We start from the raw sequence: 20,270 nt of genomic DNA on the forward strand, positions 1-20,270 counted from the left end.
TAAATATGAAACTATTAGAAGGAAAAGTAGCCCTTATTACAGGAGCAACCCGTGGAATCGGGAGAGGTATAGCAGAAGTTTTTGCTCAGCAGGGAGCAAAAGTTGCTTTTACCTATGCAGGATCTGTAGATAAAGCGAAAGAATTAGAAGCAGCACTAAGCTCTGTTACCCAGATTAAAGGTTACCAGTCGGACGCTTCTGATTATGATGCAGCACAGAAGTTGGTAGATGATGTAATGGCAGAATTCGGACAGATCGATATCCTGATTAATAATGCAGGAATTACAAGAGATAACCTTATGCTTCGTATGTCTAAAGAAGATTGGGATACTATAATTAAAGTAAATTTGGATTCTGTATTCAACCTTACAAAGGCGGTTATTAAGCCGATGATGAAAGCTAAAAGCGGATCTATTATCAATATGTCTTCGGTAGTAGGTGTTAAAGGAAATGCAGGACAAGCTAACTATGCAGCTTCTAAGGCAGGAGTTATCGGATTCTCTAAATCTATTGCATTAGAGCTTGGGTCCAGAAATATCCGTTGTAACGTTGTTGCTCCGGGATTCATCGAAACTGAAATGACAGCCGTTCTGGATGAGAAAACTGTACAAGGATGGAGAGACGGGATTCCATTAAAAAGAGGTGGGCAACCGGAAGATGTAGCCAATGCATGTGTATTCTTAGGAAGCGATATGTCTTCTTATATTACAGGCCAGGTTATGAACGTAGATGGCGGAATGCTAACTTAATATATAAAGGCTTTGAAAAAAGCCTTTTTTTATTTGATATATGGAAATAACCATCAGCGGAAAAAAGTATAATAATCCTGTTTTTGTCTTCGCAATGGAGAAAGAGGCCGGAAATGAATTTAAAGATTTACAACTGGTATTTACCGGAATAGGTAAAGTAAATGCAGGTTATTATTTAGTGAAATACCTGTCAGCAAATAAGCCTGATATTATTATCAACTTAGGAACAGCAGGAAGTACAGCTTTCAGAAGAGGAGATGTAGTTTGCTGTACGCAATTTGTTCAAAGAGATATGGATGTATCACCTTTGGGTATAGAGAAGTTTAAAACCCCTTTTTCGGATGATGATGTGGTTCTGGATTATGGGATAAATGTAGATAGTCTGCCAAAAGGGATCTGTGGTACCGGAGATAGCTTTGAAACTGAACATAATACTGATTTGTATAATGTACTGGACATGGAGGCTTATGCTCTGGCTTTAATAGCTAAAAGAGAACAAATTCCTTTTCTTTGCCTGAAATATATCTCGGACGGAGCTAATGATGATGCAGTAGAAGACTGGACACAGGAAGTTGATAAAGCCTCAAAAATTCTTCGTGAAGTTATAGCAACCAGAATTTAAATATGATTGATTTTCCGGCAACATTACATCTTTTTGGAAAAGATATACTCTTGCATCCAGTATTAGAATCGTTAGGGATTTTTCTGGGGATGCGCTATTATTTCTTTCTGAAGAGAAAATCTCCGGAAAAACTTCCTCTTACAATCTCTCTGGCCATTATTGCCGGAGCAACAGCTGGCGCCCTTTTAGGGTCAAAAATTATTGGGAATCTTGAAAATCCATATATATTATTTTCAACAGATTTTTCATTTAAAAGATTTTGGTCCAATAATACAATTGTTGGAGGTTTAGCATTTGGGTTAATAGGAGTGGAGCTTGCTAAAAAAATAGTTGGACATAAAGAAAGCACAGGAGACCTGATTACATTTCCTTTGATGCTGGCAATAATTATTGGCAGAATCGGCTGCTTCTTTACCGGAATTTATGAAGAAACTTATGGATTGCCTACAGATTCAATTTTCGGAATGCATTTGGGGGATCAGTATCTGCGTCATCCGGTGGCATTATATGAGATTGCTTTTCTTGTATTGCTTTGGGGGATTCTAAAGGTTATACAGAAGAAACATTTTCCGTCAGGATTTCTTTTTCAGATATTTATGTTGTCCTATTTTACGTTTCGTTTTTTTCTTGATTTTCTAAAACCGAGAATCGAAATTGTAGGAAATTTAGGGGCTATTCAACTAACTTGTTTGTTAGTGATTATTTATTACATTTATAAAGTTAATATCACTTTGAAATCTAAATATTTAGCACCAATACTTTAATATGAATCACTTGTTTACCATTTTAGAAGCCGGCGGCCTGGGCGGAATAGTTGTCATGATCGTTAGCATGATTGTTTTGGGAGCTTTCGTTTTTGGATTAGTTGTAGCTGCCATTATAAAACTAATCTACGAATCAGGTGGAGATAAAAAATATTCGAAGAATAACTTCTGGCTTACTGTATTAATCGTGATGCTAGTTTGCGGTTTAATTAGCGGAGTTATTTGTGGAGGAATGTAAAATAGCGGGATATGCCAGTTAGAAATTATACTTATTACGATTATACTACAAGTCTTTGCCCGGACTGTTTGAAAAGAGTCGGAGCGAAAATAATCATTGAGAATGATGAAGTTTTTATGACTAAAAGATGTCCGGATCATGGTTTTTTTAAAACTAAGATCGCTACGGATGTCCATTACTATAAAAATATCAGAAACTATAATAAAGCATCAGAAATGCCACTGCATTTTGGTACAGACGTAGCATATGGATGCCCGTACGATTGTGGGTTGTGTGTAGATCACGAACAGCACAGTTGCCTTTCCATTGTGGAAGTAACAGACCGCTGTAATCTTACTTGCCCAACTTGCTATGCTATGTCTTCACCACATTATGGCAGTCATCGATCGCTAGAGGAAATAGAAGCCATGTTCGATATAATTGTGAAGAATGAAGGCGAACCGGATGTTGTTCAGATTAGTGGGGGCGAACCAACAATTCATCCTGAATTTTTCAAAATAATGGACATTGCAAAGTCTAAACCGATAAAACACCTGATGCTGAATACAAATGGTGTTAGGATAGCCAATGATCCTGGTTTTGCTGAAAAACTGGCTGCTTATGCACCGGAATTTGAAGTCTATTTACAGTTCGATTCATTTAAACCAGAAGTGCTGCAGGATTTTCGTGGGAAAGATCTTACAGATGTCCGCATGAAGGCTTTGGAAAAGCTAAATGAACTCAATCTGTCTACGACATTGGTTGTGGTTTTACAGCAAGGAAAAAATGTAGATGAAATAGGTAAGATTATAGATTTTGCGCTTAAACAGAAATGTGTGCGTGGAATTACCTTTCAGCCGGTAGAAATTGCGGGCAGAAACAGAGATGATTCTGCACATGAGAAAATAACACTGACAGAAGTCCGTCAGGAAATACTAAATCAGGTTCCGGTACTAAACTCGGATGATATAATTCCTGTACCTTGTAACCCCGATGCACTGGCGATGGGGTATATTTTGAAGCTTCAGGGAGAGATAATTCCTTTAACCCGTTATATTAATCCTGCTGATTTACTGAATAACGAATCTAAAAATACAATTGTCTATGAACAAGATGAAGGACTGAAAATGCAGCTGATCGATATTTTCAGTACAGGGATATCTGTAGATAAGGTACAGCCGAAAGTAAATCAGTTATTATGTTGTTTACCTGAAGTCTGTGCTCCTGAGATGGAGTATGAAAATCTTTTCCGTATCATTATAATGAACTTTATGGATGCCCATGATTTTGATGTCCGTGCAGTGAAAAAATCCTGTGTTCATATTGTAAACAAAGATCTGAAGCTAATACCTTTTGAAACGATGAATCTCTTTTATAGAGATCAGAAACAAGAATATTTAGAAGAACTTAGAAAAGATACAAGAGTATTATTCTAATAAAAAGCCACCTGTCAGGTGGCTTTTTATTTATGTTTAGAACGTTAAAACATTCTGTAAATCTTTTAGATATTCGTAGGCCGTAAGGTCAAATTTAACAGGGACAACCGAGATATAGCCTTCACTAAGAGCCGTTTCATCAGCGTCTTCGGACTGGTCCATATTATTGAAATAACCAGATAACCAGTAGTATTTTTTACCGTGTGGATTTATCCTTTCATCAAAGTTTTCTTCCCATTTAGCATTCGCCTGCTTACAAACTTTTATTCCTTTTATTTCCTCAGCAGGTAATTTCGGAATGTTCACATTCAAAACAATTCCTTTTGGAATAGGATTTTCTAAGACCTTTTTTACAATGCTTTGTATAAAAGTTTTTGCCTGAGAAAAATCAGCATCCCAGCTGAAGTCTAATAAAGAAAAGCCAATAGCCTGCAAACCTTCAACTCCTGCTTCAACAGCAGCAGACATTGTCCCGGAATAGATTACATTAATAGAAGAGTTAGCCCCATGATTAATTCCCGATACAACAAGATCAGGTTTTCGGGTAAGTATTTTATCCAGCGCAAATTTTACACAATCTACAGGAGTTCCGCTTAATGAATAATCTTTTTGCGGTCCCTCCATGCTAATTTCCTCATAGGTTAATGTAGAATTAATTGTAATAGCATGTCCTTTTCCGCTTTGTGGAGAATCCGGAGCAACTACAACAACATCTCCGATTTCATTCATAAAGCTTACAAGATTACGAATTCCCGGAGCAGTTATTCCGTCATCATTGGTAACCAGAATCAATGGTTTTTTCATTTATTTCAAATTATTGTAACAAAATTAAAGAAAATAAGACCTATTTTTATAAATAAGATATTAAATTTGATCTTCGAAATTTCGTAAAAGATGTTTAAAAAATTCTTTGGTTTTAATAAACTACTGCTGTTGTCCTCGTTAGGGACACTTATTTTTTGTTTTAATTCCCCGCAAAATGATGATGAAAAGATGCAGACCGTTATGGTCAGCGTAAGCAATACGCTGTCGTATCTTAGTTATAATGCGAAACCAATCAACGATGCTTATTCTCAGGATGTTTATAAAGAATATTTTGAAAAGTTAGATCCAAGCAAAAAATACTTTTTGCAGTCTGATATGGATGAGTTTGCAAAATATAAAACAAAATTGGATGATTACCTTAAAACAGGGGATATCACTTTCTTCAAACTTACTAATGACAGGTACCTTCAGAGGCTTGCAGATATGGAAAAGATGTCACAGGATATCTTTGCAAAACCTATTAATCTTGATGAAGATGAAGATATTATCATGGAGCCGAAGCTTAAAAAGAATCCGGCAAACCAGAAAGAAATGTATACGGAATGGAAGAAGTTTATTAAATATAATATTCTTCAGGAGATGCAGACTCTAAACGAGAAAGAGGAATCACAAAAAAAGAAAAAAGATTCGGCAATTGCTAAAAAGCAAAAAGATACCATAAAGTATGAGCCGCTAACGCTGGAACAAAAGAAAGTAAAAGCGACTGGGGAAATCAAAGATCTTGTTTCCAGCATGTTTAACAGAATCAAAAAAAGAAAGAGAATGGACTGGTTCTCTTCTTACATGAATTCTTATACAGAAGTTTTTGATCCGCATACCAACTATTTCTCTCCGAAAGATAAAGAAGATTTCGATGCTAACTTCAGTGGTAAGATTATCGGAATTGGAGCACAGATCTCGGAAAAGAAAGGTCGATTGTTTATTGGACCATTGGTAATTGGAGCTCCTGCATGGAAATCTAAACAAGTAAGCGAAGGAGATGAAGTTCTGAAAGTAAAATCAGATCCTAAGAAAGAAGCTGTAAATGTAGTGGGCATGCTTGTAGATGAAGCTGTGCGTTTAATTCGTGGTGCTAAAGGATCTGAAGTAACACTAACACTTAGAAAGAAAGATGGTTCTGTAAAAGAAGTTAAGCTAATCCGGGAGGAGGTTGAGATGGAAGATACATTTGCTAAAAGTATCGTTGTAAACTCTCCGAACGGTAAGAAATACGGATTTATATACCTGCCAAGCTTCAATGCTGATTTTAACGATTCTAAAGGAAGAAATGCTTCTACAGACGTTAAGAATGAAATTACAAAGCTAAAAGCTCAAAATGTAGAAGGTATTATTCTGGATCTTAGAAACAACGGCGGTGGATCGTTAACCGAGGTTGTGGACATTATGGGTCTATTCATGAATAGTGGACCAGTAGTACAGGTAAGAAGCCAGGACGGGAAAATTCAGGTTTTGAAAAATAAAAATAATTCACCTGTATGGACAGGACCTTTGGTACTGATGCAAAACGAGCTTTCAGCTTCAGCTTCCGAGATTTTAACTGGTGCAATTCAGGATTATGGAAGAGGAGTAATCTTAGGAGCTCCACATTCATTTGGAAAAGGAACGGTACAGACATTTGTTTCCCTTAACAGGTTCTTGAATACTAATGATGATTACGGAGATCTTAAATTGACAATTCAGAAGTTCTACAGAATCAGCGGAAATTCTACTCAGTTGGAAGGTGTAAAATCTGATGTTGTAATGGATGATTACTTTACATACGATGAAATCGGAGAAAAATATGATGAACATGCATTACCATGGGATCAGATAAAATCTTCAGATTACAAGCCTCTGAATACAATTGACATGGCTGGTATCGTGAAAAGAAGTACAGAAAGAATTAAAGCAAACAAACCATATCAGCTATTAGTAGAGTCTGCAAAATGGCGCCAGGCACTTGGTAAAGAAGAAACAGTTACACTTAATCAGACTAAATTCTTTGAATTAATGAAAAAGAGAAAAGAAGAATTGAAGAAGTTTGAATCTTTAACAAAGTACGATAATGGACTACAGTTTACTCAGTATCAGAGCGAAGTAGAACGTATGAAAAAAGACGAGGCTTTCTCTGCGAAAAGTAAAAATTGGATTAAAAATCTTAAACGAGATTTATATCTTCAGGAGGCGATGAATGTCATATCTGAAATCAAATAATAAAACCAAAGGCTGTCCGTTTAAAAGACAGCCTTTCTTATTAAAAAACACAAACAGAAACAAATGGAGTTAACATTAAAAGAAATCTTAGAGTATCACATCTTTTCATTAGGAAAATATTCATTAACAGTATATCAACTGATATCCTCGGCCGTTATTGTTTTAATAGGCTTAGGAATTGTACGCGTATTAAAATCACTTATTTATAAATCCGAAAAAATTGATGTTGGTAAAAAGTTTGCTTTTGCTCAGATTTTAAAATACATCATTATTGTCTTTACTGTTATAATGGCATTCAGAACATTGGGTGTAGATGTTTCTCCGCTTTTACTTGGAGGTAGTGTTATTCTAGTAGGTATTGGTCTTGGTTTGCAAAACCTCTTTCTGGACTTTATCTCCGGAGTTATTATCCTTTTGGACAGAAGTATAAAAGTTGATGATGTTGTAGAGATAGAAAATGTTGTAGGGAAAGTTCAACAGATTAATATCCGTACGTCCACCATCCTTACGAGAGATAATAAAAGTATGATTATCCCTAACTCTATTCTTACAAAAAATAAGATTGTAAATATGTCGTATGACGATGATGTTGCAAATTTCGGGATTGTTGTAGGAGTAGGATATGATTCCGATGTTAATCTTGTTATGAAGCTGATGATGGATGCAGCTAAAGAACACCCTGAGGTTTTTCAGGAAAGACCAGCTGTAGCTCGTTTGTCTAACTTTGGAGATTCTTCATTAGACTTTAGCTTGTTTTTTAATTCAAGATATTTATTTAAAGCAGAAGCTATTAAAAGTGATTTAAGACTTTCAATTCTTAATAAGTTCAAAGAGAATAATATAGATATTCCTTTCCCAATCCGGACGCTATATACCCCAGATCTCCAGAAACAGGGACAAAATCAGTAAAATTTTAGGTGTAAAAAACGCAATAACTGGTATTTATCATCCCAATTTCAATTTAGATTTAATTAAAATAAGGTATATTTGTGTTTTTAAATACAAGCCTTGAAGAATTTAGACTCTAATAAGCTTTGCTGCTTTCCGATGGACAGAACAGGAATTATTGTCGATTATGACAATAACAATATGGAAATGCCCGGTAAAATTATTGAAATGGGACTTTTACCTAATACGCCTTTCAGGATATTATATCAGGCTCCGTTTGGAGGTCCCCTGTATGTAGAATATGGAGAAGAACGCTCCAAAGTGGCATTACGGGAAGAAGAAGCTAGATATATTATTGTGGAAGAATTAGCAGATGGAAAATAAAAAAAAATCCACCAGAATTTTATTGGTTGGAAACCCAAACGTAGGTAAGTCTACCATTTTTAATCAGTTATGTAACCGTAATCAAAAAACGGGAAACTATTCAGGTGTAACAGTCTCCAGCCTAAAAGGGGAATATATTTATAAAGAAAATAAGGTTGAAGTAATTGACCTTCCGGGAACCTACAGTGTTTATCCTACTTCTGAGGATGAAGTTATCTGCGTAGAATATCTGATTAACGAAAGAAGTAACTACGATGGCGTATTGTATGTTGCCGATGCTCTGAATTTTAAAAGGAGTTTATTGTTGTTTGAACAAATCAGAGATTTAGGTATACCGGTAATAATGGTGGCTAATCAGATTGATGAAGCTGAAAAAAGAGGCTATTCTCTGGATGTACAGAAATTATCCGAAGAAACAGGGGTAACTGTAAATGTGACCAATGCCAAGAAGAATAGCGGTATAGATGCTGTAAGAGAAAGTATACATCTCAATAAATTTACTGCTGCAGAAGAAGCTCTTTTTCAGATTCCGGCTGAACACAAAAGCAAAATAGAAGAAGTAGTACAGAAAACAGGTGATAAGAACCTGTATAAAGCATGGTTTCAACTTTCTTCCACCAGAAAATATGTAAGCGGGCAACATCATGTTTTTCAGAATGATACTAATGCAGAAGTAAAAGGAATTGTTCCGAAACGTTTGCAGACACAAGAGACGTTACGTCGTTATGACAATATAGATCAGATAATAGATAAAGTAAGATCCAAAAGAACAATGCTGAAGGACTTGCTTACCGAAAAGTTAGATCGTCTGATGGTGCATAAATTCTGGGGATATGTTCTTTTCCTGGTTGTTCTTTTGATTATTTTCCAGAGTGTATTCTTTCTGGCGGAATATCCAAAAGGATGGATTGAGGATTTATTTACATGGTTCTCCTCTCTTGCAGCAACTTATTTACCAGAGGGACCTTTGAACAGTCTTATTGCAGAAGGAGTTCTCCCGGGTATTGGCGGAATTGTTGTTTTTGCACCACAGATCGGAATATTAATGTACTTCCTGTACATTATGGAAGATAGTGGTTATATGGCCAGAGTAATCTTTTTAATGGACAGATTATTACGTCCATTCGGATTAAATGGTAAAAGTATTATTCCGCTTGTCTCTGGTACAGCCTGTGCGATTCCGGCAATTATGTCTGCCAGAAACATTGAAAATACTAAAGAAAGACTTATTACAATCCTTGTGACGCCTTTTATGACGTGCTCTGCAAGGCTTCCAATTTACAGTATTATTATAACGCTGGTAATTCCGGATGAATATATTTTAGGGATAGGTTACAGAGCTTTAGCATTGCTGGCAATGTATATGTTAGGATTTGTTACGGCACTGGTATTCTCTTTCTTCCTGAAAAAAGGGATTAAGAATACAAACAAAAGTTTCCTGATCCTGGATTTGCCAACTTATAAAATGCCTTTATGGGGATATAACTTCAAAATGGCTTTACTGAAAGCCTGGGGGTTCATTACGGGAGCCGGAAAAGTTATTTTTGCCGTTAGTATTATTATATGGTTCCTTAGTTATTTCGGGCCACATGATAAATTTGATATAACATCACATAAGTCTAATGTAGAGCTGAATGACTCTTATTTAGCACTTATGGGAAAGAGTATAGAGCCGGCTATCAGTCCTCTTGGTTATGACTGGAAAATGGGTGTAGGGATTCTTACTTCATTTGCTGCCAGAGAAGTTTTTGTAGGAACAATGTCTACATTATATTCTCTTGGGGATGGAGCAGAAGATGGAAGATTGATTGATAAAATGAAAGCTGATAAGAAAGCAGACGGGACACCATTATTTACATTGGCTACCGGAGTCTCAATTCTTGTTTTCTATGCATTTGCTATGCAGTGTATCAGTACTATTGCTATTGTTTATAAAGAGACAGGAAGCAAAAAATGGACATTTATTCAGCTGATAGGAATGTCTGGTCTGGCGTATTTTGCATCGTTATTTGTATTTCAGGTACTAAAATAATTAAAATGAATACACTTGTTATTCAGTATATAGTAATCGGAGCACTTCTGCTTTTTGCCTGTTTTAGGGTTTGGAAAATTTTTTCAAAAAACTTTAGTAAGAAAAAAAGCGGTGGTTGCGACAAAAACTGTGGATGTTCATAAATCATGTCCATAGTTGAATATTTTTTTCTTATTTATTCCGTATTTTTGCATAAAATTTAGCAAACAAATTTATGTCATTAATTAAGAGTATTTCTGGAATTAGAGGGACAATAGGAGGTAAAACAGGAGATAATTTAACTCCTCTGGATATAGTGAAATTCGCGTCTGCATTTGGAGCATGGCTTCAGCAGAAGAACAACAAAAAAGACATTACTTTAGTTGTTGGGCGAGATGCAAGAATATCCGGAAAAATTGTTTCTAATCTTGCATCTTCTACACTACAGTCCTTAGGGATTAATGTAATAGATTTAGGACTTAGTACAACTCCAACAGTAGAAGTTATGGTACCGGAGCTTAATGCAGACGGTGGAATTATCTTTACAGCAAGCCATAATCCTAAAGAATGGAATGCTCTGAAGCTTTTAAATGAAAAAGGAGAGTTTATTAATGCTCAGGATGGAGCAGATGTACTTGACATTGCAGAGAAAGAAGCTTTTGAATATATTGACGTAGATCACTTAGGAAATTACTCAGAAAACAATGAAGGAATACAAATCCACATAGACAAAGTGTTGGAGCTTCCTGAAGTTATTCCGGGCATCGTAAGAGAAAAAAGATATAAAATAGTATTGGATGCAGTAAACTCCACAGGAGGAATTGCAATTCCAAAGCTACTGGAAAGAATGGGATGTGATGTAGTAAAGCTATATTGCGAACCAAACGGACAATTTCCCCATAACCCAGAACCATTAAAAGAACATCTTTCAGAAATCTGTGAGCTTGTTGTAAAAGAAAAAGCAGATCTGGGAATCGTTGTAGATCCGGATGTTGACAGATTGGCACTTGTAGATGAGAATGGCGAGCTTTTTGGAGAAGAATATACATTGGTTGCAATTGCAGATTATATTCTTAGAAATAAAAAAGGAGTAGCAATTTCTAACCTTTCATCGAGCAGAGCGTTGAGAGACGTTGCAAAATCACTGGACTCAGAATACTTTGCATCTGCAGTAGGAGAAGTAAATGTAGTGAATCTGATGAAAGAAAAAGGAGCTGTAATTGGAGGAGAGGGTAACGGTGGAATTATATTCCCTGAATTGCATTATGGTAGAGACTCTTTAGTTGGTGTAGCATTATTTTTAACCCACTTAGCACAACAGGATAAATCAGTTGCAGAACTCAGAGCAACATATCCGGATTACTATATGGGAAAAAAGAAAATTGAATTAACTCCGGAAATCGATGTAGACAAGCTTCTTGAGAAAGTAAAAAAAGAATTCAAAAAAGAAGATATATCTACTGTAGATGGTGTTAAAATAGACTTTCCAACAAATTGGGTTCACCTTCGTAAGTCAAACACAGAACCTATTATCAGAATCTATACTGAAGCATCTTCTCAGGAAGAAGCAGACAAGTTGGCTGATGATATGATTGCTAAAATAAAAAGCTTAATTTAGTTGGTGATTTTGGAAATTTTTCCGAAATTCATGATATAATCAAAAATACATTTGGAAGAATTTTTTGAAAATGAAGCTGTAAAACGCTTCGAGGATATGCTAGAGAATAATGAAGAGGTGTTTTTCGATACTGAAGAATACGAGGACATTATTTCTTATTATCTGGAAATCGGCGACTATCAGTATGCCGAAACAGCTATTAAGTATGCACAGAAACTTTATCCGGATTCAGTTAATATAAAAGTTCGCAGATTGGAATTCCTTCTTGAAAAAGAAGATAATGCAAATGCGAAAATTCTAATGAAGGAATTAGCCGGTATAGCAGATGATAATTTAGATTTTATGATCTGTTGCGCCAAATATTATTCCAACATGGGAAATCCGAGAAAGGCTATAGATCTGTGTGAAAAAGCTCTAGAAAAAGAAGAAGATGAAGATTTCATTCATAACTTCATTGCGGACGAATATAAGAACCTGGATGATCCTTTCTCTGCATTAAAGCATTATAAGCTCGCGCTAAATTTCGAGCCAAATGATGAATATGCTTTGGAAAGTATTATGCTTTGTTATACCGAAATGAATCGGAATGAAGAAGCCCTGACTTTTATTAATGATTATTTGGATAATTACCCATTCTCTGAAACCGCATGGTACGAGTATGGAATTTTCCATTTCAATAAAAAGAACTATCAGGAAGCGATTAAAGGATTTGATTACCTGTTGGCAATTAATCCTAACTCTATGGCCGTTTATACCAATAAAGCGGCTTGTTATGAAGCCCTAAACGAATGGGAGAAGGCAATAGAAACTTATATTGATTCACAGGAATACGAGTTTACCAAATCTTATTCTTTTTACAAGATAGGACAATGTTACCAGAAGATGGAGCAGTTGATCCCTGCACTCAATGCTTTACAGAAAAGCTTACATGAGGATCCTCAGTTCCATCCGGCAATGATTGCCATTTCGGATATTTATGAAGAACTAGGTAATCTGAATGAAGCTGCACATTTTGCACTGGAAGCATCCAGAATGAGTGAGAATAATCTGGATATACAAAAGAAACTTGCATTTCTGTATATAAGCTTAGGGAAATTGGAAGAAGCTCTTATCTGCTTGAAGAAAATGGCCGAAACAGAACCCGGAAGATTCTATAACTGGTACGCCTATACAGAAGTATTAATGTTGGTAGGTGACTATGATAAGGCAGAAGAAAAGCTATTGACGGCGCTGAAAAGACATCAGAGAGCTGAATTGTACTATCAGTTAAGTAACTGCTATTTTAACCTGAAAAGAGAAACAGAAGCCAGAGCTGCTTTAGATCAGGCATTGCGTTTGGATCCGACATTAATGAAAGATATGCAGATGAAATATCCTTATATAGATGCTGAAATAGAAAAAGAGCGCTCTAAAACAAAATAAGGATTTGAAATTCTGAAAATGATAAATAAAAAAAGCAACTGATTACAGTTGCTTTTTTATTAGTTATAGTAACGGCCTGCAAAATTTATAAACTCAGTTAACCTGTAGATGTTATTAAAGCCTAAATAAGCGAATAAAATAATTAAAACAACCCAGAGTGCCGAAATAGTTTTTGGATTCCCTCTCTGGCTGTAAAAAAGCCATCCCAGTAACATGGGGACAACAAATATAAAATGGCCTCCATAAATATAGGATGTATGTAGTCCGAACTTTAATACACAGTGTATAATAGCATCACACAAAAGTGATAATCCAAGTATTAGAACCAGTTTGTTTTTATAATTGGAAATAAGGCTCCAAATAAGGAATAAGGCAATTAAAGCAACAAAAAGATAAGATGCCCAGGAAGAATAAACATCCATAAATAATGCTTTATATTCAAAACCTGTTCTACTGGTGTAATCTCTGGTGATAAAACTTGGAAATAACATGCTGCCACCCCAAAACCATGATGTCATCATATCCCATAAAGGCGTTACTTTTGGTTTGGAAAACCGTTCGTATTGAGAGGACGTTTGATTAATAATTAATTGAAGTCTAAAATCAAGCCTCCATAAATATAACAGAATAAATATACCAACGGAGATAATACCATATAAAATAGTCCGGCCAAAATGTTTCCACTTTCTGAATAAATCTTTTTCAAAAAGTACAGGAATATAAACCTTTACAATATTAGTAATGGTAAGACCACCGATTAGAATAGAAAAGCAAGTTAACGGAATAAGACCAATTTTCTTTTCCTGAGAAAGCTTTAGTGCCGCGAAATAATTAAAGAACACTAAAAGAAAAAATGAAAAAGTATAGGTTTCAGGGGTAAATGAGAGGAGAATAGGGGTTGTAAATAAACCAAAAAACAACAGTAAGAATAAACTTATTGAAAGTGGTAATTTAATAATATTTCTGAAGTACTTGTAGCATTGTAACATTGTAAACGCAACCGTTATTGTACTAAACATTGATAAGGCGATACGAAATGTTGCATTAGTTTTTCCTCCAGAAATCCATAAAGCACTTTCCCTAATTATATTAAAAAAATAATTAGAAAACGGGTGGCGTTCCCAAGCTCCTCCAGACACGATAATTGAATAATTATCGAAACTAAAATAAGCATCCCAAGGGATACGATCATCATAAACCAAACGAAATTGGCTCGCGATAAACCATCCAAATACACCATAAACAACCATAAAGAACAGTAAAACAAATAATTCTGTTGAGTTTACCGGGAATATGGTTTTAAAAAAATTGATAATTTTTGCCTTCACGCGGCAAAAATAATGCTTAATGATGATTTATAAAGAAAAATTAATCATCATAACGATAATATTTTTTTCTTTGCCCCGGAGCATAATCTTTTGCAGAACCACCATATATTTTTTTAGCCTGTCCTGGAGGCAACTTTTTATATTCCCGACCATTATAATAATAAGAATTATCATAACGATTAGGGTTTCTTCTGTATGCATAACCATTATAATAAGTATCACATGATACTAGGAATGTTATTGTGAACACGCCAGCAATTATATATTTTATAGTTTTCATTTTTATTAAGGATTAACAATTATTGTGGTATTGCTACGCTGTTTTTTTCTTTGCCCCGGAGCATAATCTTTTGCAGAACCGCCATATATTTTTTTAGCTTGTCCCGGAGGCATCCCGTTATTTCCATTATTATAACGAACATTACATGATCCTAATAGTACAGTTACAAGTACAAATGCTGTTAAATATTTTATAGTTTTCATTTTTCTGATTTTATATTTGGTAATCTATTTCAAAATAGATGCCATTGTTGATTATCAGGTTTTTAGATTGTAAATATTTGAATTATACATTAAACCTTAATGGTAGTAATAACGGGATATACATAATAAAAATTGTATTTCTCTGTAACAAAAAAATACTTGTGTATACTAATTATATAAATTCAATACTACAATGAAAAAACTGACTCTCCTTTTTGTATTAACATTCGGAGTAATGGTTATGGCTCAGGAAACGGCTAACCGTTTTATTTATGAAATGACATATAAGCCGAAAAAAGACTCCACTAAGTTAGAAAAAGATTTAATGGTTCTGGATATTTCTAAGTCCAAATCTATATATAGAGATTACGCGAATGTTTCTCAGGATTCTATTATGAAAGCATCAATGGAGAAAATGCAAAAAGCAGGAACTTTTGATCCTGATTTTTATAAGAAAATGAAGATGCCAAAGATTTCATACAAAATCAACAAAACATACCCTTCTATGAAAATGCAGTATATAGAGATGATCATGACAATGGGAAAAGGTATGTACATTTCTTATTCCGAGGATTTAAAATTTAACTGGAAGATTCTGCCAGATAAAGCTAAAATAGGAGAATATAATGCACAGAAAGCAACTACGGAATTTGGTGGAAGAAAATGGACAGCATGGTTCAGTACTGATTTACCATTTCAGGATGGACCATATAAATTCTCAGGGCTACCCGGACTTATTGTAAAAATTGAAGATGAAACTAAAGACTATTCATGGGTACTTCAGGCAAATAAAAAACTTAATAATTATGAGGAGCAAACTTTTGGTGAAAAAATGATGGGTATGGCAACACCAACAGATATTTCAAAAGAAAAATTTGAAAAGACTTTTAATGATTATAAAAAAGATCCGTTTGGTTCTATGCGACAATTTCTAACACCTGAAAATATGAATAGAAAAATACCAGGCACTGAGAGAACAGTTGGGGACATGGTGAACGATCAGAAAAAGATGTTAGATAAGCTTTACAACTCAATAGATAATCCGATTGAGTTAACAATAGCTAAATAATAATATTCAATTCATATCAATCTAAATTAAAAAACAAGGCCTGATAATTTATCAGGCCTTGTTTAATTAAAAATAATATTTAAATTTATAAAACCAATTTAAAATTATTATTTTATGAAAAATTTTAAACTAATCTCAATTTTTATATTGTTGGTTTCTATAAGTAGCTTTGCTAAAGCGAAAGAGCCTAAACCTGGAAAAGAAGCAGTAGGATCTAATGAAACATCCTTTTTTGAAAAGAATGAAAAAACTTTAAAACCTTTTGCATTACAAAAGGTCAAATTACAAAAAGTTAATCTTCAAAAAATCAAAAAAGAGAAAGGACAAAGTCCTATGTCTGATTGTATAATTGATACCGCTGTAGGTCTTGTTATTTATGGAGGAATGGAAGGAGAGGATGCTGGAACGATTGCTACAATTTTATGCTCGAATATACTGACTTTTTGATAAGTACTTTGATCTAAATGAATACACTTCGCTAAAAGATTTTAGTGAAGCGAATTTTTTGTAAAAAGGCATCTATATCTCAGAATAAATAAAAATGAAGACCAAATAGTCTTCATTTTTATTTTCTGGATTACTTAATTTCTACACATCCAACTCGTCCGCCAGCATTTCCGGTAGGCTGAGTATGGAAGTCATCTGCAGCTGCATGGATAATTAGTCCGTGATTCAGGATATTTTTAGTATCATCAGTACAACCAATACACCATTTACTTGTTTTAAAAGTCAATTTTGCATTACCCTTATCATCAGCATTAAGGTTGCCAATATCTCCCATATGAAAATGTTCTGCACCCCATTTGCCATGGTCACTTCCTGCAGGATTCCAGTGTCCGCCGGTAGATGTTCCGTCTGGAGCCGAGCAATCTGGCTTGTCATGAATATGAATAGCATGTACCCCTGGTGTTAATCCTTTTGCATCAACATTCATCACAACATTTTTACCCGTCTGTTTAAAGGTTACGGTTCCTCCCGTTGCTGTTCCGCTTTTAGGGGTTATAGCATAACTTACTTCCTTAGTTGCACATGAAACTGTAAATACAGCTCCCAGAATGCCTAAGGATAATATTTTTAAATTTTTCATAAGCTCAGAATTTGAGGTTTTATTATATGTTAAAGGTACAAAACTTTCAAGAATTACCGTTTAGCATCAAAAACCAACCTTTCAGTAAGCTTTTTTTAAAAGATTCGAAATTCTGATATTTCTTTGTAACATAAATCATAAAAAAATGCTACTAAGACTACTATTTTCGATTTTTATTTTTGTGTTCTCTCTTATGCAGGCACAAGTAACAATCTCCGGAAAGGTTACTGCTAAAGGAAAAGGACTAAAAAACGTTTCTGTGACTTTAAAAGATACCTATGATGGTGCCACAACAGATGCTAACGGTAATTATACATTTCAAACTTCCGAAAAAGGTAATCAAACACTGGTATATAATAGTTCCGATTTTGCAGAAGTGGTAAAGGAAGTTGCAATAGCTTCTCAGAATCTTGTTGTCAATGCAGAAATGAAATCAACTTTTAACGAAATAAATGCTGTTGTGATTACTGCAGGATCTATAGAGGCAAGTGATAAAAACAGAGCGTCGGCATTACTGAAGCCTCTGGATATTTATACTACAGCAGGAGCCGATGCACAGATTACATCGGCCTTAGGGTTTCTTCCCGGAGTTCAGAAAGTAGGAGAAAGTGAAGGTCTGTTTGTAAGAGGAGGGACAGGAACAGAAAGTAAAATATTTATGGATGGTAATCTTATCAATAATTACTTCACAAATTCAGTTCCGGGAATAGCAGGAAGGGATCGCTTTAATACTTCATTGTTTAAAGGAAATGTCTTTTCTTCTGGTGGATATTCTGCTTTATATGGGCAGGCATTATCTTCAGTTTTGACTTTAGAGAGTATTGATTTACCAGAAAGAACATCTGCAGACTTTGGATTGTCTCCAATATTTGCAACGGGATCTTTTCAGAAAGTAGACAGTGCCAGAACTCATTCATATGGTATCCAAGCCGCATATTCTAATTTGGCACTGATGACTAAAGTATTTAAATTCAATACTAATTTTGATAACGGACCAGCTGGATTTTCCACCAATGCGAACTTTAGAATAAAAACAAAAAAGGGAGGATTTATTAAATATTACGGAAGTTTTGATAACAATGATATGTCTTTGAAACAGGAAAGTCTTGAATCAAAATATAATGAAACGGGTGTAAAAATGAAGGGAGACAATACTTTTCATAATCTGTCCTATAGAGAAAAATTGGGCAGATATACATTGAACGTGGGATCCACATTTACCTACAATAAAAATGATATGAATCTTGATTTTCTGAATAACGGACAAAGAGTTTACGGAATTGGAATTGAGAATCATGGATCATATTTCAATGCAAAGGCTGTTTTGGAAAGAAAAATCAATAAAGCTTCCATTATTCGTGGTGGAGTTGAATTTCAGAACAGTATTGAAGATATGACCTACCAGCCAGAAAATGCTGCTCGATTTAAAAAGCATTATCAGGATCTTATATCTTCAGTTTTTGCTGAAACAGATTTGGCCTTGGATCATCGGTTTTCAGCACGTATAGGAGTAAGAGCAGAAAACTCCTCTTACCTTTCCCAGTGGAATTTTTCACCAAGATTGGCATTAGCTTACAGAATTTCTAAAGAGTGGACCAGCTCATTAGCTTATGGTATTTTCTATCAGAATCCAGAATCTAAATATATCAATTATCCGGCACCATTAGGTTTCCAGAGAGCAGATCACTATATATTTCAGATTCAGAGAACTGCGAATGAAAGAAGCTTCCGCCTAGAAGCCTTTTATAAGGATTATAGAAAACTTACAAAAACTTATAATTACGGAGATCTGCAAAATCAAACTTCTTTCAATAATATCCAGTCAGCTGTTAATGTAAATGGAGATGGGTTTGCCAAAGGATTTGAATTATTCTGGAGGGATAAAAAAACAATTAAAAATGTGGATTATTGGGTTTCTTATTCTTATTTGGATAGTAAGAGAGATTTTTTAAACTATCCATATAGTCTGAATCCTAATTTTGCATCAAAACATACGCTTTCATTTGTGGCAAAAAGGTTTTTTACCAGTCTTAAAACACAGGTTAACGCATCTTATACCTTCAATAGTGGAAGACCATATTATGATATTATTTCACAAAATAGGCAAAATATTATCCGAAATGAAGGAACTGTAAAAGATTTTAGTGCGCTGAATTTAAGTATTAATTACCTTCCCAATCTAGGAAAGAAAAATTCGAAATCATTTCCGGTGTTTGTACTGAGTGTGAATAATATTCTGAATACTAAGAATATCTACGGATATAACTTTGCTTCGAACGGACAAAGTTCAGCACTCAGACCACCAGTAAATACATTTGTTTTCGTTGGTGTATTCATCAGTTTTGGAATCGATAGAACTCAGGATGCCATTAACAGTACATTATAATAAGAATATTTAATTTCTAAACTTTAATATTATGAAAAAACTATTTTTAACAACAGCACTTCTTTTAACAGGCTTTATGGCCTTTGCACAAAGTGCTTATGAAAAAGCAATGACCGATAAAATGAGTAAAATTGTTCAATGCAAAACGAATGATGATTTTACAGCATTGAGTAATGATTTCTCCAGAATTGGAGATAAAGAGAAAACACAATGGCTGCCTTATTACTACGCAGCCTTGTCTACAATACAAGGTGGGCGGGTTCTGATGCGTGATCAAAAAACAGATGGCTTAGATGCTTCCGGAGATACCGCAATTAATTATATTGCAAAAGCAGAAGCTTTGAATCCCAATAATGCAGAGCTTCTTCTTCTTAAAAAGATGGCGCACGGGATTAAAATGATGGTAGATCCGATGTCTCGCTATATGACAGAGGGGCAGGAAGCCCAAAAAGCATTGGGTGAGGCAATTAAATTAGACCCGAATAATCCGAGAATATATGTGCTTCAGGCTGAAGACCTTTATTTTACACCAGAACAATATGGCGGAGATAAAAAGAAGGCGAAAGAAATGTTTTTAAAAGCAAAGGAACTCTTCAAAACGAATAAGCCAAAGACTGCACTAGACCCAAACTGGGGTGAAAGTGAAGCCGATTATTTCCTTTCTCAGATGAAATAAATATAAAGCCCGGGTTTTAAACCTGGGCTTTTTTGTTTCCTTTTAATGGGAAACTGATAACTCTTTTACCATTCAGTATATAAAAAGAACCTTTCAGGTATAAAAATTTTAA

At 34.8% G+C, this 20,270-nt stretch carries 20 protein-coding genes; 15 read left to right on the forward strand and 5 right to left on the reverse strand.

The features are described 5' to 3' along the window. The first annotated feature begins 5 nt into the window (after positions 1 to 5). Genes fabG through C8J95_RS02180 form a run of 5 tightly spaced genes read left to right on the forward strand, consistent with a single transcriptional unit; the run spans position 6 to position 3,788 of the window. Complete coding sequence (gene fabG / locus C8J95_RS02160) at positions 6 to 749, forward strand: 3-oxoacyl-[acyl-carrier-protein] reductase (RefSeq protein ID WP_024563849.1); 744 nt, start codon at positions 6 to 8, stop codon at positions 747 to 749. 40 nt (positions 750 to 789) lie between these two features. Next, on the forward strand, positions 790 to 1,371 hold the full coding sequence (locus C8J95_RS02165) for a nucleosidase (RefSeq protein WP_107807415.1): 582 nt from the start codon (positions 790 to 792) through the stop codon (positions 1,369 to 1,371). Positions 1,372 to 1,373: 2 nt separating this feature from the next. After that, positions 1,374 to 2,135: a prolipoprotein diacylglyceryl transferase gene (locus tag C8J95_RS02170; RefSeq protein WP_107807416.1), complete on the forward strand. Its 762-nt coding sequence runs from the start codon at positions 1,374 to 1,376 to the stop codon at positions 2,133 to 2,135. Position 2,136: 1 nt separating this feature from the next. Then, positions 2,137 to 2,373, forward strand: coding sequence for a hypothetical protein (locus tag C8J95_RS02175; protein WP_107807417.1), 237 nt, complete (start codon positions 2,137 to 2,139; stop codon positions 2,371 to 2,373). A gap of 11 nt (positions 2,374 to 2,384) precedes the next feature. Then, positions 2,385 to 3,788, forward strand: coding sequence for a radical SAM protein (locus tag C8J95_RS02180; RefSeq protein ID WP_107807418.1), 1,404 nt, complete (start codon positions 2,385 to 2,387; stop codon positions 3,786 to 3,788). Between the two features lie 36 nt (positions 3,789 to 3,824). Here the strand turns inward: C8J95_RS02180 and surE are convergent, their stop codons facing one another. Further along, a complete protein-coding gene (gene surE / locus C8J95_RS02185; RefSeq protein WP_107807419.1) occupies positions 3,825 to 4,592 on the reverse strand; it encodes a 5'/3'-nucleotidase SurE in 768 nt (255 codons plus the stop codon). A gap of 90 nt (positions 4,593 to 4,682) precedes the next feature. Between surE and C8J95_RS02190 the strand changes: the two genes are divergently transcribed. The 6 genes from C8J95_RS02190 (at position 4,683) to C8J95_RS02215 (ending at position 13,129) form a co-directional block, all read left to right on the forward strand. Then, positions 4,683 to 6,806, forward strand: a complete 2,124-nt coding sequence (locus tag C8J95_RS02190) for a carboxy terminal-processing peptidase (RefSeq protein WP_107807420.1) — start codon at positions 4,683 to 4,685, stop codon at positions 6,804 to 6,806. A 63-nt stretch (positions 6,807 to 6,869) separates the two neighbouring features. Beyond that, complete coding sequence (locus tag C8J95_RS02195) at positions 6,870 to 7,715, forward strand: mechanosensitive ion channel family protein (protein WP_107807421.1); 846 nt, start codon at positions 6,870 to 6,872, stop codon at positions 7,713 to 7,715. Positions 7,716 to 7,853: 138 nt separating this feature from the next. Beyond that, positions 7,854 to 8,078 (forward strand): FeoA family protein, encoded by a 225-nt coding sequence (locus tag C8J95_RS02200; RefSeq protein ID WP_009090100.1) that lies wholly within the window; start codon positions 7,854 to 7,856, stop codon positions 8,076 to 8,078. Continuing rightward, positions 8,068 to 10,110 (forward strand): ferrous iron transport protein B, encoded by a 2,043-nt coding sequence (gene feoB / locus C8J95_RS02205; protein ID WP_107807422.1) that lies wholly within the window; start codon positions 8,068 to 8,070, stop codon positions 10,108 to 10,110. Before C8J95_RS02200 ends, feoB begins: the two co-directional genes overlap by 11 nt. 214 nt (positions 10,111 to 10,324) lie before the next feature. Next, positions 10,325 to 11,707: a phosphoglucosamine mutase gene (gene glmM, locus C8J95_RS02210; protein WP_107807423.1), complete on the forward strand. Its 1,383-nt coding sequence runs from the start codon at positions 10,325 to 10,327 to the stop codon at positions 11,705 to 11,707. A gap of 51 nt (positions 11,708 to 11,758) precedes the next feature. Beyond that, entirely contained in the window at positions 11,759 to 13,129 is a 1,371-nt protein-coding gene (locus C8J95_RS02215) for a lipopolysaccharide assembly protein LapB (protein WP_107807424.1), read from the forward strand. A 59-nt stretch (positions 13,130 to 13,188) separates the two neighbouring features. Here the strand turns inward: C8J95_RS02215 and C8J95_RS02220 are convergent, their stop codons facing one another. From C8J95_RS02220 to C8J95_RS02230, 3 genes are read right to left on the reverse strand one after another with little or no spacing between them, the layout of a single operon-like run. Continuing rightward, positions 13,189 to 14,457 (reverse strand): DUF6080 domain-containing protein, encoded by a 1,269-nt coding sequence (locus tag C8J95_RS02220; RefSeq protein ID WP_221407232.1) that lies wholly within the window; start codon positions 14,455 to 14,457, stop codon positions 13,189 to 13,191. 40 nt (positions 14,458 to 14,497) lie between these two features. Next, positions 14,498 to 14,737 (reverse strand): hypothetical protein, encoded by a 240-nt coding sequence (locus C8J95_RS02225; protein ID WP_107807425.1) that lies wholly within the window; start codon positions 14,735 to 14,737, stop codon positions 14,498 to 14,500. A gap of 5 nt (positions 14,738 to 14,742) precedes the next feature. Beyond that, positions 14,743 to 14,940, reverse strand: a complete 198-nt coding sequence (locus tag C8J95_RS02230; protein ID WP_107807426.1) for a quinol oxidase subunit 4 — start codon at positions 14,938 to 14,940, stop codon at positions 14,743 to 14,745. A gap of 193 nt (positions 14,941 to 15,133) precedes the next feature. Here C8J95_RS02230 and C8J95_RS02235 point away from each other — a divergent pair, with 193 nt between their 5' ends. Continuing rightward, positions 15,134 to 16,009: a GLPGLI family protein gene (locus C8J95_RS02235; protein ID WP_107807427.1), complete on the forward strand. Its 876-nt coding sequence runs from the start codon at positions 15,134 to 15,136 to the stop codon at positions 16,007 to 16,009. Positions 16,010 to 16,123: 114 nt separating this feature from the next. Next, complete coding sequence (locus C8J95_RS02240; RefSeq protein ID WP_107807428.1) at positions 16,124 to 16,456, forward strand: hypothetical protein; 333 nt, start codon at positions 16,124 to 16,126, stop codon at positions 16,454 to 16,456. Between the two features lie 130 nt (positions 16,457 to 16,586). Here the strand turns inward: C8J95_RS02240 and C8J95_RS02245 are convergent, their stop codons facing one another. Beyond that, positions 16,587 to 17,096, reverse strand: coding sequence for a superoxide dismutase family protein (locus C8J95_RS02245; protein WP_107807429.1), 510 nt, complete (start codon positions 17,094 to 17,096; stop codon positions 16,587 to 16,589). Positions 17,097 to 17,241: 145 nt separating this feature from the next. Between C8J95_RS02245 and C8J95_RS02250 the strand changes: the two genes are divergently transcribed. After that, entirely contained in the window at positions 17,242 to 19,482 is a 2,241-nt protein-coding gene (locus C8J95_RS02250) for a TonB-dependent receptor (protein WP_107807430.1), read from the forward strand. Between the two features lie 31 nt (positions 19,483 to 19,513). After that, positions 19,514 to 20,158 carry a hypothetical protein gene (locus C8J95_RS02255; RefSeq protein WP_107807431.1) on the forward strand — a complete coding sequence of 215 codons (645 nt, stop codon included), beginning with the start codon at positions 19,514 to 19,516 and terminating at the stop codon, positions 20,156 to 20,158. The last annotated feature ends 112 nt before the right edge of the window (positions 20,159 to 20,270 follow it).

Origin of the sequence: Elizabethkingia sp. YR214, assembly GCF_003058195.1 — a bacterium.
GTDB lineage: Bacteria > Bacteroidota > Bacteroidia > Flavobacteriales > Weeksellaceae > Elizabethkingia.